Annotated in this window: 14 protein-coding genes; 7 read left to right on the forward strand and 7 right to left on the reverse strand. The window is 66.2% G+C overall.

Annotated elements, in window-relative coordinates; genetic code table 11:
* Positions 1 to 6: 6 nt before the first annotated feature.
* From ACFW6D_RS08810 to ACFW6D_RS08825, 4 genes are read right to left on the reverse strand one after another with little or no spacing between them, the layout of a single operon-like run.
* Positions 7 to 717 carry an ABC transporter permease gene (locus ACFW6D_RS08810; protein WP_379326211.1) on the reverse strand — a complete coding sequence of 237 codons (711 nt, stop codon included), beginning with the start codon at positions 715 to 717 and terminating at the stop codon, positions 7 to 9.
* On the reverse strand, positions 714 to 1,367 hold the full coding sequence (locus ACFW6D_RS08815; RefSeq protein WP_379326213.1) for an ABC transporter permease: 654 nt from the start codon (positions 1,365 to 1,367) through the stop codon (positions 714 to 716). The genes ACFW6D_RS08810 and ACFW6D_RS08815 overlap by 4 nt, the downstream gene beginning before the upstream one ends.
* The gene (locus tag ACFW6D_RS08820; RefSeq protein ID WP_379326215.1) at positions 1,364 to 2,512 is read right to left on the reverse strand and encodes an ABC transporter ATP-binding protein; all 1,149 of its coding nucleotides are present in this window, start codon (positions 2,510 to 2,512) and stop codon (positions 1,364 to 1,366) included. Before ACFW6D_RS08820 ends, ACFW6D_RS08815 begins: the two co-directional genes overlap by 4 nt.
* 25 nt (positions 2,513 to 2,537) lie before the next feature.
* Entirely contained in the window at positions 2,538 to 3,422 is an 885-nt protein-coding gene (locus tag ACFW6D_RS08825) for an ABC transporter substrate-binding protein (protein WP_379326311.1), read from the reverse strand.
* A gap of 247 nt (positions 3,423 to 3,669) precedes the next feature.
* On the opposite strand from ACFW6D_RS08825, the gene ACFW6D_RS08830 reads away from it, so the two are divergent.
* From ACFW6D_RS08830 to ACFW6D_RS08840, 3 genes are all read left to right on the forward strand, one after another.
* Entirely contained in the window at positions 3,670 to 4,278 is a 609-nt protein-coding gene (locus ACFW6D_RS08830; RefSeq protein ID WP_379326217.1) for a hypothetical protein, read from the forward strand.
* A gap of 72 nt (positions 4,279 to 4,350) precedes the next feature.
* Entirely contained in the window at positions 4,351 to 4,617 is a 267-nt protein-coding gene (locus ACFW6D_RS08835; protein ID WP_379326313.1) for a GNAT family N-acetyltransferase, read from the forward strand.
* Positions 4,618 to 4,805: 188 nt separating this feature from the next.
* Entirely contained in the window at positions 4,806 to 5,609 is an 804-nt protein-coding gene (locus ACFW6D_RS08840) for a PASTA domain-containing protein (RefSeq protein ID WP_379326219.1), read from the forward strand.
* Between the two features lie 12 nt (positions 5,610 to 5,621).
* Here the strand turns inward: ACFW6D_RS08840 and ACFW6D_RS08845 are convergent, their stop codons facing one another.
* Positions 5,622 to 5,951 carry a hypothetical protein gene (locus ACFW6D_RS08845; RefSeq protein ID WP_379326222.1) on the reverse strand — a complete coding sequence of 110 codons (330 nt, stop codon included), beginning with the start codon at positions 5,949 to 5,951 and terminating at the stop codon, positions 5,622 to 5,624.
* Between the two features lie 174 nt (positions 5,952 to 6,125).
* Here ACFW6D_RS08845 and ACFW6D_RS08850 point away from each other — a divergent pair, with 174 nt between their 5' ends.
* Positions 6,126 to 6,797, forward strand: a complete 672-nt coding sequence (locus ACFW6D_RS08850) for a PadR family transcriptional regulator (protein ID WP_379326224.1) — start codon at positions 6,126 to 6,128, stop codon at positions 6,795 to 6,797.
* A gap of 28 nt (positions 6,798 to 6,825) precedes the next feature.
* Positions 6,826 to 8,313 carry a DHA2 family efflux MFS transporter permease subunit gene (locus tag ACFW6D_RS08855; protein ID WP_379326226.1) on the forward strand — a complete coding sequence of 496 codons (1,488 nt, stop codon included), beginning with the start codon at positions 6,826 to 6,828 and terminating at the stop codon, positions 8,311 to 8,313.
* 97 nt (positions 8,314 to 8,410) lie between these two features.
* Here ACFW6D_RS08855 and ACFW6D_RS08860 read toward each other — a convergent pair whose 3' ends face one another.
* Positions 8,411 to 9,967: a molybdopterin-dependent oxidoreductase gene (locus tag ACFW6D_RS08860; RefSeq protein ID WP_379326230.1), complete on the reverse strand. Its 1,557-nt coding sequence runs from the start codon at positions 9,965 to 9,967 to the stop codon at positions 8,411 to 8,413.
* Between the two features lie 107 nt (positions 9,968 to 10,074).
* Here ACFW6D_RS08860 and ACFW6D_RS08865 point away from each other — a divergent pair, with 107 nt between their 5' ends.
* Together ACFW6D_RS08865 and ACFW6D_RS08870 are read left to right on the forward strand one after the other, a co-directional pair.
* A complete protein-coding gene (locus ACFW6D_RS08865; RefSeq protein WP_379326231.1) occupies positions 10,075 to 10,497 on the forward strand; it encodes a hypothetical protein in 423 nt (140 codons plus the stop codon).
* 72 nt (positions 10,498 to 10,569) lie between these two features.
* Positions 10,570 to 11,280 (forward strand): cutinase family protein, encoded by a 711-nt coding sequence (locus tag ACFW6D_RS08870; RefSeq protein ID WP_379326233.1) that lies wholly within the window; start codon positions 10,570 to 10,572, stop codon positions 11,278 to 11,280.
* A gap of 54 nt (positions 11,281 to 11,334) precedes the next feature.
* Here the strand turns inward: ACFW6D_RS08870 and ACFW6D_RS08875 are convergent, their stop codons facing one another.
* A complete protein-coding gene (locus tag ACFW6D_RS08875) occupies positions 11,335 to 13,131 on the reverse strand; it encodes an AMP-dependent synthetase/ligase (RefSeq protein WP_379326235.1) in 1,797 nt (598 codons plus the stop codon).
* Positions 13,132 to 13,198: the final 67 nt, after the last annotated feature.

Raw genomic sequence — 13,198 nt, forward strand, 5'->3', positions numbered from 1 at the left:
TTCCAATCAGAATTCTGACTTTGCGGCGTCGATTTGCGTGATTGCGCCGGAGCGCGTGACCCGGCCGGATCCTGGCACACTGGCCCAGACCGCCACCGCGAGCAGTCCGTCGAGCACCAGGGCAAGCATCGCAACCAGTAGCGCGCCGACCAACACCAGGTCATAGCGGTAGAGCCCGATCCCGTCGAAGATGTAGCGCCCGAGCCCACCGAGGTTGACATAGGCGGCGATGGTCGCGGTGGCGACCACTTGCAGTGTGGCGCTGCGCAATCCGCCGAGGATTACCGGCAGCGCATTGGGCACCTCGACCCGGAACAGGATCTGGCTTTCCGTCATCCCCATCGCCCGCGACGCGTCCACCACATCGGCAGGCACGTTCGCGATCCCCGCATACGCGCCCGCCAGCAGCGGCGGAATGCCGACGGTGATCAGCGCCAGCAGCGGCGGGATCAGCCCGAGCCCGAGCCCGAGCACCAGAAACGTGAGCAGACCCAAGGTCGGCAGCGCCCGCATGGCATTGGCGAACCCGACCATCACCGCACTGCCGCGACGCGTGTGCCCGATGATCAAGCCCAGCGGCACCGCGATCACCGCCGACAGCGCCACCGTGAGGAAGCTGTACCAAAGGTGTTGCAGCAGCCGGTGTTCGATGCCGGTGGGCCCGCCCCAGTTCGCGCCGTCGCTCAGGTAGTTCCAGGCTTCGATGAACAGGTTCACGCGCGCGCCCCCTTCGCATCGGCCCGGGTCCACGGCGTCGCGAGTCTGCCGAGCAGGAACACCAGTCGGTCGAAGATCAGCGCCAGCACCAGGGTGACGATGATGCCCGCGATGATCTGGTCGGGATAGTCACGCTGATAGCCCTGGGTGAACAGCTTGCCGAGCCCGCCGACCCCGATCAGTGCACCGACCGACACCATCGCGATATTGGTGACCACCACCACCCGCAGGGAAGCGGTGAAAACCGGTAGCGCCAAAGGCATATCGACGGTGACGGTCCGCCGGAACCGGCCGAAGCCGATCGCGTCGGCGGCATCGAGCACGCTGGCGGGCACCGTATCCAGTGCCGTCGGTACCGCGATCAACAGCAGCGCGGTCGAATACACGGTGAGCGCGATGATCACATTGAGCGGGTCGATCATGGAGATGCCGATCAGCGGCGGGATGATCACGAACAGGGCGAGCGAGGGAATCGTGTAGGCCAGGCTCGACACCGTGGTGGTGATCCTTCTGGCCCAACGGTTTCCGCGCACCAGCGCGCCGATCGGCACCGCGATCACCAAGCCGAGCAGCAGCGGGACCAGCGCCAGCACCAGGTGGGTGCGGGTGATCGCCATGATCTCGGCGAAGTTGTCGATCAGGTATCTCACGACGCGCCCTGCGTGAAGAACTCCTGGTTGCGTTCGGCGTCCTCGGTTGCCCGCTGCTCGGCGAGTTGGGTCAGGACGTCGGCAGCCAGCAGTCCGCCGCGCACGGCACCCGCCTCGTCGACGGCGACGCCGATGCCGGAGGGGGAGGAGATCGCCGCGTCCAGGGCCTGGCGCAGGTCGCCTGACGGCGTGAACAGTGAACCACCGGCCGAAACGCTGGCGTCCAAGGGTTTTCCGGCACGGACTCCTTCCACGCCGGTCACATCGATCCAGCCGCCCGGCTTCCCGTCGGCATCGACGATCAGCGCCCATTCGCCCTGGGTGAGCCGCAAGCCGGCGATGTCATCGGCCTCGATCGTCCGAATCGGTGCCAGCGCAACGGCATCGGCGCTGCGGAACGACAGCCCTCGGTAACCACGATCCCGGCCGACGAACCCGGCAACGAAATCTGTTGCGGGCTGGGCGAGTACGCGTTCAGGGGTGTCGTACTGCTGCAGCACCCCGCCGCGTCCGAACACCGCGATCTTGTCGCCGAGGGTGATCGCCTCGTCGATATCGTGGGTGACGAACACGATCGTCTTGTTCAGCTCCGCCTGCAATCGTCGCATCTCCGACTGCAATTCCGCCCGCACCACCGGGTCGACCGCGCTGAACGGCTCGTCCATCAACAGCACCGGCGGATCCGCCGCCAATGCCCGCGCCACCCCCACCCGTTGCTGCTGGCCGCCCGAGAGCTGGGCCGGATACCGTTGCGCCAGATCGCGATCCAGGCCGACGCGGTCCATCACTTCGAGCGCGGCGGCGCGGGCGGCCTTGCGTGATTGTCCGAGCAGGACCGGCACGGTCGCCACATTGTCGATCACCTTGCGGTTGGGCAGCAGCCCGCCGCTCTGGATCACATAGCCGATGCCGAGGCGCAATTTCACCGGGTCGACCGTCGCGATATCGCGACCGTCGATGGTGATGGTGCCCGCGGTGGGCTCGACCATCCGGTTGATCATGCGCATCGAGGTGGTCTTGCCGCAGCCGGACGGCCCGACGAACACCGTGAACGAGCCGGATTCGATGCGCAAATTCAGATCGCGCACCGCGTGCGTGCCGTTCGGATACGTCTTATCGATACCGCTGAATACGATGTCGGACAACGAGTTCTCCTCGAGGCGCAATGCCTCAGCCGATGGGGGAGTTCAACCCTTGCGCGGTGATCCAGGCGAGCGCGGCCGCCTTCGGCTCGATCTTGCTGTCGCCGGAAACGGCCGTGTTCAGCGAAATCAGTTCGGTGGTGGTCAATTTGGCCGATACCGCATCGAGCACCGCGACCGCTTTATCGGTCTTCTTCGCGGAATTGAACAGCGGCACCACATTCTGGGCCGCGAAATTGTGCTTCGGATCGGCGAGGACGACCAGGTCGTTCTGCGCGATCGCTTGCGACGTGGTGAAGATATCGGCGGCGTTCACCTGTCCGTCGACCAGGGCGCGCACCGTGGCGGGCCCGCCGCCGTCGGCGATCGGCACGAAATTGGCGTCGCTGATATCGAGCCCGTAGTTCTTCTTCAACCCCGGTAGCCCACCCGGGCGCTGCGCGAATTCGGCCATCGCACCGAATTTCACCTCGGCCGAATGCGGCGCGAGATCGGCGATGGTTTTCAGGTTCCACTTGTCGGCGGTCGCGCGGGTGACGACGACGGCGTCGGAATCCTCACCCGGGGCGGGCGTTGCGATGGCGAGGTCCTCGCCGAGCGCCTTGGTGAGCGCGGCGTTCACCTCGGGAGCGGCGGTGGCGGTGGCGTCTTTGTCGAGGTATTGCAGCAGGTTGCCGGTGTATTCCGGGATCAGCGAGATGGCGCACTGGCGCAGCGCGGGAATGTAGGCCTCGCGGCTGCCGATATCGAATTTGGTGTCGACTTTGAAGCCGTTGATCCGCAATGCTTCGGTGTAGATGTTGGCGACGGTCTCGGATTCGGGGAAATTGGCCGAGCCGACGATCAGCGCGTCGCTGGTGCAATCACCCTTGGCGGCAAGCGGATCGCTGTTGCCGCAGGAGGCGAGGATCATGGCGGCGGCCAGTGCCACAGCGGCAGCCAGCACCCGGCCCGCCCGGACCGCGAGGCTGCGTGCCGGTCGACGTTGTCGCGTTGAAGAGGAGGCGAAGGCGGTTTTCACTGGTGTCCTTCCGGCAAAGGCGGGCAGTGCGCTGTGCGTGCGACCCGGGGGCCACAGGTACATTCTGGTAGTTCATACTGCCCGCCGTCGGGCCGAATTGCGCGGGTTGACGGCAAATTCAGAAAGTTGGTGTCGTCGGATGCATTCGGTCGTCGTGCGTCGAACCGCCGCCGCGATCCTGGCCGCCACCTGCGTTTTCGGCACTGTTTCCTGCGCCTCCGAGGACACCCGTCCGGTGGTTGTGGTGGGTGGGGATTCGACGACGGAATCGGTTCTGCTCGCCGAGATCTATTCCCAGGCCCTGGCCCGCACCGGTACCCCGACGACCGTCGTCACCCAGTTGGTCGACCCGCTCGCCGACCTGGACTCGGGTCGCATCGCCGTCCTGCCCGCCCGCAACGGCGACCTACTGACCGACTGGAACCCCACCTCGTCCGCCCGCAAACCCGACGAGGTCATCACCGCGGTCAATGCCTCACTCCCGCAGGGCCTTTCGGTCACCGACGCCGCCGACGGCACCGACCTCCGTCCCCCCGCGGCCCTGCCCGACCCCGACTACACCCTGCGCGCCCAGAACATCCTAGCCGTCTACCGCGCCGGCATCTTCGACCGCCGACAGCTGAAAAAACTCAACTACGTCGCGGGCGAACTCACCACCGAAGACCTGACCGCCCTGATCCACCAGATCGAATCAGGAACCCGCCCCGCCGACGCAGCCCGCACCTGGCTGGACGCCCACGCACTCTGAGCGCCGGGAATGATTGCGTGAAAGACGAGATCCGCCGCGTCACCGACTCTGACTACGCGTGGCGCCGGCTGCATCGGCCTACGCCACCTCGCCCCCCGAACCCTCGAACTGACCCGCATGTTCGTCCACCCCGACACCCGCGGCAAAGGCGGCGCATCCGCCCTACTCCACGCAGCCGAATCAACCGCCCGCACCCTCGGCGCCCACACAATCCGCCTCAACACCCGCAAAGACCTCACCGAAGCCCGCGCCCTCTACCTGAAGCACGGCTATACCGAAACCCTGCCCTATGGCAACGATCCACTCGCAGACCACTGGTTCGAACGACGTCTCAGCTGAACAACGGGGTCGTGCCCCGGTCGCCGCTGGCCACGGGGATTCGCTGAGAGCATCCCGGCCAGGAGCCGGATCAACGGATGAAGCTCGTTGTAGCACAGGGCAATTGAACGGCTCCTGTACGAAGCAGTCCTGTTAGCATTAGCTCTCGGTTGTCAGCGGCGGATCGTCGCTTATCAGGGGGAAGTTCGTTGCGCTCGTTGTTGTCTGTGCTCGCTGCTGTGGTGGCCGTGGGAGTGTTGTCCGGTTGTTCCACCGCTGAAAACGCCGCCCCGCCTCGACAAGCGACCGCCCCGACCTCCACGCAACAGGCGCGGGCCACGGGAGACCTGAACCTCGCCGAGTACGAGCGCTACCGGCAGTCGGCAAACAACTATGGCAAGTCGGGACTGTTCTTCCAGTCGCCGAGCGGGATGTTCCACTGCGCCATCTTCGATCAGCCGATGACGAACTACGAGGTGCCGATCCAGGCGGCTTGTATGGGTCGTGAAGCGGCGACGCCCCAGGGTGAGGATGCCTGCGCCAAGCGCGAGGTCGGGAACTCCCCGATTCCCGCGGCAGGAGTCGGCGCGTCCGGTTCGTTGTTCCTGTGTGTCACCGAGCCCGTGTTCTACGGTAAGCAGGACGCTCTCGTCCTCCCCTACGGCTCCACCCTTATCGGCAACGGCATCTCCTGTGCCTCGAGCGAGACAGACATCTCCTGCTCCGACAATTTCAGCGGCGAATACTTCTCGATTTCGAGGGAGTCCACCGAACTCTCCAGTTCGCGGGCGACCACGGCTGTCCCCAGCGTGCTGGGCGAACGTCCAGGCACGGCACGGAACACACTCACCGCCGCGGGCTTCCAGGTGAAGATCGTCGGCGGGGAGAACCGCGGTAAGAACGGCGGTCAATGCATGGTCGCAACTCAGCAACCAGCGGCCGGAACCAACGCCCCCGCCAACTCCGTCGTCACCTTGGAGACCGAAGAGATCGGCGCCGCGGCGCCGTGCTGATCTCGCGCCCGGTCATCGTGTCGGTTGGATGCGGATTTCGAGGCCCTTCAGGGTGGCGTTCTCGATGGGGACGTCGGCGTTCGAGGGGATCGAGCACAGCATGTTGATGCCGCCTCGTGCGACGTCGACGGTTGCGGGGGAGAGGTCCTCGCTGTTGTCGCGGCGATCCTGGATGAACTTCGTGATCGTCAGGCGCTGGGTGTCGGCGTCCTGGTCGAGGTAGTCGCCGCAGGGTGTGGCGCCGCCACGGTTGAGTGCGCGTTCTATGTCGCCGCAGCCGGCGGTGGTGATGGCGACGGCCAGTAATGCGATGGCTGTGCGCCGAAATCGATGTGCCCCCACTGTGATTCCCCCGAGCTGTCACGTTCGACTGCCGATTCTACGGCCGTTCAGGTGAGACCCGGTACGTCTCGGGGTCCGCTTCCCGGTCCAGCCCCCTTGTCAGCCCATGTTCCGTTCCGTATATTCCTACTGGAATATTTGGTTCGGAACATTGCGGTGAGTGGAGGTGGTGGGGTGGGGCGGAGTGCGTTGACGCCGTTGGCTATTGCGGTGCTCGCGTTGCTCGATGAGCGGCCTATGCATCCGTATGAGATGTATCAACTGCTGATCGCTCGGCGGGAGGACCTGCTGGTCAAGGTGCGGCCGGGGTCGCTGTATCACGTGGTGGCCAGGCTGGCCGATGACGAGATGGTGGTGGCGGAGGGGGTCGGGCGGGCTGGGAATCGGCCCGAGCGGACCACGTACCGGATCGGTGAGGCGGGGCGTAGTGCGTTGCGGGGGCGGATCGCGGAGCTGTTGCGCACGCCCGTGCAGGAGTATCCGATCTTTCGGGTGGCGCTGTCGGAGGCGCACACCCTCCCACGGGAGCAGGTCGTCGCGCTGCTCGAAGAACGCGCGGAACACCTGAACCAGGCCTGCGTCGACATGGACGCGCTGCTCGACTGGACGCGCGGCCGTGCCATGCCGCGCCGCTATTACGTTGTCCTGGAATACATTCGCGCCACCACCCACGCCGAACTCACCTGGATCACCGACTTCGCCGCCGAACTCGGCAGCGGTGCCGTGCCGTGGGAGCAGTTCGATCCCGACACCGGCGAACGGATCACCGGCGATCACACCCACGAATGGCCGAGCGGGGATCACCCGGACGCCGCGCCTCGGCCGCGCTGGGCTGCCCGAAGCTGAATCCTTCTCCCCGATTGGAACGAATTCGATGACCACCCAACGTAATCCGTGGCTGGCGCTGTTCGCGCTGGTGGTCGGGTTCTTCATGATCCTGCTGGACATGACGATCGTCGCGGTCGCCAACCCGGCCATCATGACCGAGCTGCACACCGACATCTCCAACGTCATCTGGGTGACCAGCGCCTACCTGCTCACCTACGCGGTGCCGCTGCTGGTCACCGGCCGTCTCGGCGACAAGTTCGGGCCGAAGAACATCTATCTGATCGGCCTCGCGGTGTTCACCGCGGCCTCGCTGTGGTGTGGTCTGTCGGGCAGTATCGGGATGCTGATCGCCGCCCGCGCCGCCCAGGGCATCGGCGCCGCGCTGATGACGCCGCAGACCATGGCCGTGATCACCCGCACCTTCGCGCCGGACAAGCGTGGCGCTGCGATGGGCCTGTGGGGTGGTGTCGCCGGGCTGGCCACGTTGATCGGCCCGATCATGGGTGGTGTGCTGGTCGACAACCTCGGCTGGGAGTGGATCTTCTTCGTCAACGTGCCGGTCGGCATCATCGCGTTCGGGCTGGCCGTGTGGCTCGTCCCGGCGCTGCCGACCAGCGATCACAAGTTCGACATCGTCGGCGTCGTCCTCAGCGGAATCGGCATGCTGGCCCTGGTTTTCGGTATCCAGGAAGGCAATTCGCAAGACTGGTCGTTGCGGATCTGGCTGTTGATCGGCTTCGGCGTGGTGATGTTGATCGTGTTCGTGATCAACCAGGCGCGAAACAAGGGTGAACCGCTGGTGCCGCTGAGCCTGTTCCGTGACCGCAACTTCGCGCTGTCGAACCTGGCGATCGCCGCCATGGGTGCCGCGGTGACGTCGATGATGGTGCCGTCGTACTTCTATCTGCAGGCGGTGCGCGAGATGTCGCCGACCATGTCGGCGCTGATCTTCGCGCCGATGGCGATCATCACCGGTGTCACCGCGCCGTTCATCGGCAGGGTGTCGGACAAACTACCGCCGCGACTGTTGCCGACCATCGGGTTCGTGCTGTTCGCCGGATCGGTGGCGTCCTTCGGTGTGCTCATGAGCCCGGACTCGTCGATCATCTGGTTCCTGATCGCCGCAGGCGTCGGTGGACTCGCCAGCTCCTGCATCTGGGCCCCGCTCGCCTCGACCGCCACCCACAACCTGCCGGTCACCCAGGCTGGTGCGGGTGCGGGCATCTACAACACCACCCGTCAGGTCGGCGCGGTCCTCGGCAGTGCGGCGATCAGCGCCTTGATCGCCGCCCGCCTCACCGCCAACGGTCTCGGCGACAGCGGCCCGGTCGGCGAAGGAGCCGCCACTGGCCCCCTCCCGCCCCACATCCTCGACGAATTCAGCACCTCACTGGCCCAGTCGATGATCCTGCCCGCCGCCATCCTGCTGATCGGCGTGGTGGCCTCGGCCTTGTTCGTGGGACACGGGAAGTCGGGCGCGCGCAAGCCCGCCACCGATTCGACCGGTGAATATGTGGGCGGCGTGCCCCGGTAGACCCGGTTCGGACCGGCGTAATCACACACTTCGCGCGTTTTGAATCAGTTTTCTGACTGAACAGGCACGAAGTGTGTGATTACGCCGGTGGTGGCACTCAGCTCACCTGGATGGTGAGGGTGGGGTAGCCCGTCGCGCCATCGGGGATGACGTCCTGGGAGACGGCGGTTTGGGGGCCGGTGGGGTCGAGGGTGCGGGCGCGGAGGGTGTGTTGGCCGGGGGTGGCGTCCCAGTCGTAGGTCCATTGGCGCCAGGTGTCGATGGTGACCTCGGTGGACAGGTGGGCGGGGCGCCAGTCGCCGTCGTCGATCTGGACTTCGACCCCGGTGACGCCGCGATGTTGGGCCCAGGCGACACCGGCGATCACGGTGCGGCCCTGCGGCATTCGGCCTCGGCCGCGTGGGGTGTCGATGCGGGTGCCGGTTTTGATCGGGCCCTGCGCGGACCAGCCGCGACGGGTCCAATAGGCGGTGGCCTTGTCGAAGCGGGTGATCTCGAGCTCGGTGACCCATTTGGTGGCGGAGACGTAGCCGAACAGGCCGGGGACCACCAGGCGGGCAGGATAGCCGTGCTGGATCGGGAGGGGTTCGCCATTCATGCCGATGGCGAGGAGAGCATCGCGGCCGTCGCTGAGGACCGCGAGGGGAGTGCCCGCTGTCCAACCGTCACTGCTGTGAGACAAAACCATATCGGCGTCGGGGAGCGGGCGGGCCTGTGCGAGGAGTTCGTCGAGGCGGTAGCCGAGCCAGCGGGCGTTGCCGATGAGGTCGCCGTTGATGGGGTTGGAGACGCAGGCGAGGGTGACCAGGCGCTCGACCGGGTTGCGGCGCAGGAGGTCGTCCCAGGTGAGGGTGATCTCCTGTTCGACCATGCCATGGATGCGCAGGGACCAGGTGTCTGTGGATACCTGGGGAACGATCAGCGCGGTGTCGATACGGTAGAAGTCGCTGTTGGGGGTGATGTACGAGGTCAAGCCCGGTACGCGTAGGTCGGCGTCCGGCGGGAAGTCGGGCAGAGGTGCTGCGGGCGAAGGGAGTTCGACCATCGCCCGCTCGGCCGTCACGTCGCGCCGCGCCCCGCCGAGCAACCTTCCCGCGAGTCCGGCCCCGATCGCCAACACCCCGGTCGCCGCGATCCCACCGAGCACCCGCCGCCGCCCGGCCTTCGCAACGAGTTCCTCAGCGCCGCTGGGATTCGATTCCGGCGCAACATGTTTCGCCGCCGACCGTTCGGATGCTGTGTCGATCCGCCGCGTGAGTCCGCGCAACGCGAGAATCCCCGCCGCGGTCCCGATCAGCGCGGGGAGTGCCCCGGCGAAACCGCCGATCCGACCGGCGCCGATCACCGCGGCTCCCACACCGAACACCGCGAAAACCACCGACCCGATCGGCCGATTCTTACGTTCCAGCACCCCGGCGATCCCGGCGACAACCACCGCCACCACACCCATGCAGACGAATAACACGGCCTTGTCATGCGTCCCGAAGGTCGAGATCGCCCACTCCCGAAGTCCGTCGGGCGTGTGGTCGACAACGGTCGCACCGAGCGCGTACGCGGGCGCGCTACCGACCCCGGCGAACACCGCGACCAACTCCGCAACACCGAGCACCAGTGCCGCGGCCACGACCCCGGCCACCGCCCGCAAGAACACCATCAACCGAGCCTACGTCGGTGACCAACTCGTGACGGCCGAACCCTCCCGCGAACACCCGCTGAAAACTACACTGTGTAGTAGGAAGTCCACCCTCGGCAGGAGGCAACATGACCGAGACATCACCCGAACAGACACTGCGCGTCACCGCCGCGGTCTTCACCGTCGCCCTCCTGGTGCACGGCGCCGACCACATGCGTCGCGGCATGGACGCGACCTCAGCCCTGGTCAACACCCTCGGCACCCTGCAACTCCTCTTCGCGCTGTTCACCGTGTTGCTGGTGTTCCGCGGCCATCGCGAAGGCGCCCGTGCCGCTGTCTTCATCGGCTTCGCCAGCGCGGCCGGCTTCACGATCGTGCACCTGCTCCCGGATTGGTTCGGCCCACTCAGCGACAGCTTCATCAACGCCTCACCCAGCGCCGGAGTCACCGGATTCTCCTGGTTCGCAGCACTTTTCGAGATCACGGCCGACATCGCGATCGCCATCGCCGGCCTGCGCGTGCTGCGATCGAGGCAGATGAGCGTGGCCTGAGGCGGCATACCCATGGCGGCGCGCCGGTGGTGAAAGCGCTGGTGAGCGGCGGCGGTCGGTAGTCTGCGCGGCATGACAGCACGTTCTCTTCCACGATTCGTGTCTGCAGTCTTGATGGCAGCCGCGATTCCCCTGGTATCGCCCATCCACTCCGCCACCGCCGCGCCGTGCTCCGACATCGAGGTGGTGTTCGCGCGCGGGACCGCGGAGCCCGGTGGCGCGCTCGGCCTCACCGGCTTGTCGTTCGTCGAAGCGTTGCGCGCCAACGCCGGTGGACGTTCGGTCGGCTCGTACGGGGTCGACTACCCGGCGAGCAGCGACTTCGCCGACCGGCTCGGCTTCGCGCACACCGTCCTGCAGGGGATCGACGATGCGCAGCGGCGGGTCGAGTACGTGGCGACCAACTGCCCCGGCACCCGGATCGTCCTCGGCGGATACTCGCAGGGCGCGGCGGTCGCCGGGTTCGCCACCGACGGCGACGTGCCGGAGGGTGTGCCGCCGGAGTACGAGCGGTATCTGCCCGAGCCGATGGCACCCGAGGTGGCCGAGCATGTCGCGGCGGTCGTGCTGTTCGGCAAACCGTCGGATCGGTTCATGCGTGACGCCGAAGCACCCGCGGTATCGCTGGGCACGGCCTACCGGGACAAGACCATCGACCTGTGCATCCAGGCCGACAACATCTGCGACGGTTCCCCACTGGCCCAACCCAATGCACTGCACACCCTCTATGGCATCAACGGAATGACCGTCACCGCAGCACAATTCGCTGCACAACGACTCTAGAGAAGCCGAAAGGCCGGTTGCCACAAGAGCAACCGGCCTTTCGTACAGCGAGGATCAGGAGTAGATCTTGTCTACTTCGCCCGCGTACTGCTTCATGACGACGGCGCGCTTGAGCGACATCTTCGGGGTGAGCTCGCCACCCTCCTGGGTCCAATCGACCGGGAGGATACGGATCTTCTTGATCGCCTCGGCCTTGGAGACCTTCTTGTTGGTCTCGTCGATCGCGGCCTGCACCTCGGCGACGAGCGCCTCGTTCTCGATCAGGGTCTCGATCGCGGTGTCGGCGGCGACGCCGTTGCGATCCTTCCAGCCCGGCAGGGCTTCGGGATCGAGGGTGATCAGGGCGCCGATGAACGGCTGACCGTCACCGACGACCATGACCTGGCTGATCAGCGGGTGCGCGCGCAGAGAGTCCTCGAGCACGGCGGGAGAGACGTTCTTGCCGCCCGCGGTGACCAGGATTTCCTTCTTGCGACCGGTGATGGTGACGAAGCCGTCGGCGTCGATGGCGCCGAGGTCGCCGGTCTTGAACCAACCGTCGACGAAGGATTCCTCGGTGGCCTCGGCGTTGCCCCAGTAGCCGTCGAACACGACCGAGCCCTTGAGCAGCAGCTCGCCGTCGTCGGCGATCTTGGCCGCGTGGCCCTGGATCGGGCGACCGACCGAGCCCACCCGGATGAACTGCGGGGTGTTGACGGTGAACGCGGCGGTGGTCTCGGTGAGTCCGTAGCCCTCGTAGATCGTCACGCCCGCACCACGGAAGAAGTGGCCCAGACGCGCGCCCAGCGGGCCACCGCCGGACACAGCGGCCAGGCACTGGCCACCGAGGGCCGCGCGCAGCTTGCTGTAGACCAGCTTGTCGAACACGAAGTGCTTGACCTTGAGGGCCAGGCTCGGGCCCTCCTTGGTCTCCAGTGCGGTGCTGAAGGCGATCGACACGTCAGCGGCGGCGTCGAAGATCTTGCCCTTGCCCGCGTCGTGCGCCTTCTGCTTGGCGGAGTTGAACACCTTCTCGAACACGCGCGGCACCGAGAGGATGAAGTCCGGCTTGAACTCGCCGAACTGCTCGACCAGCGTGGTCCAGTCCGAGCTGTGGCGGATGGTCACCTTGGAATCGAAGGCGATCAGCGCGACGGCGCGGGCGAACACGTGCGCCAGCGGCAGGAACAGCAGGGTCTTCTGACCCTCGGAGACGAACGAGCTGAGTTCGATGCCGCCCGAACGCGATTCGGCCCACAGGTTCGCGTGGGTGAGCTGCACGCCCTTGGGCTTGCCGGTGGTGCCCGAGGTGTAGATCAGGGTCGCGGGCGAGGCCGCGCCGACCTGCTTGCGACGCTCGTGCACGACCGAATCGTCGAGCTCGGCGCCACGCTCGGTCAGGGTGGCGATCGCGCCCTTGTCGATCTCGAGGGTCTCGGCGAGCGCGGGCAGCGAACCTGCCTCGATCTCGTCGATCGTGGCGCGGTGCTTGGCGTTCTCGACGACCAGCAGCTTGGTCTCGGAATCCTGCAGGATCCACTTGGCCTGCTCGGCGGCCGAGCTGTCGTAGATCGCGACGGTGACGCCGCCGGCGGCCCAGATCGCGAAGTCGAGCAGCGTCCACTCGTAGCGGGTGGCCGACATGATCGCGACGCGGTCGCCCAGCTCGATGCCGGAGGCGATCAAGCCCTTGGCGACGCCGGTGACGGCTTTCTCGAACTGTGCCGCCGTGACGTCATTCCAGCCGCCGCTGCCGTTCGGGACGTTGAACAAAACCGTGTTCGGCGTCTCCTGCGCGAAGCGGAAGACGTTGTCGGAATTGTTCGCATCGTCCGGGATGGTGTAGGAAGCCGGAACTTCGAACTCTCGCATCTGTGCCCTTCCAGTGGGTTCTACTCGCCAGTAATCTACGACACGTTCGGCCGGGTCGCGATATCGC

The organism is Nocardia sp. NPDC058705, from assembly GCF_042749305.1.
Taxonomy (GTDB): Bacteria; Actinomycetota; Actinomycetes; order Mycobacteriales; family Mycobacteriaceae; genus Nocardia.

What these genes read in the sequence shown, in the direction of transcription:
- ACFW6D_RS08855 (WP_379326226.1), top strand. Translation starts at nt 6,826, where the DNA reads ATGACCACCCAACGTAATCCGTGGCTGGCGCTGTTCGCGCTGGTGGTC.
- ACFW6D_RS08825 (WP_379326311.1), bottom strand. Translation starts at nt 3,422, where the DNA reads ATGATCCTCGCCTCCTGCGGCAACAGCGATCCGCTTGCCGCCAAGGGT.
- ACFW6D_RS08830 (WP_379326217.1), top strand. Translation starts at nt 3,670, where the DNA reads ATGCATTCGGTCGTCGTGCGTCGAACCGCCGCCGCGATCCTGGCCGCC.
- ACFW6D_RS08870 (WP_379326233.1), top strand. Translation starts at nt 10,570, where the DNA reads ATGACAGCACGTTCTCTTCCACGATTCGTGTCTGCAGTCTTGATGGCA.
- ACFW6D_RS08865 (WP_379326231.1), top strand. Translation starts at nt 10,075, where the DNA reads ATGACCGAGACATCACCCGAACAGACACTGCGCGTCACCGCCGCGGTC.
- ACFW6D_RS08875 (WP_379326235.1), bottom strand. Translation starts at nt 13,131, where the DNA reads ATGCGAGAGTTCGAAGTTCCGGCTTCCTACACCATCCCGGACGATGCG.
- ACFW6D_RS08860 (WP_379326230.1), bottom strand. Translation starts at nt 9,967, where the DNA reads ATGGTGTTCTTGCGGGCGGTGGCCGGGGTCGTGGCCGCGGCACTGGTG.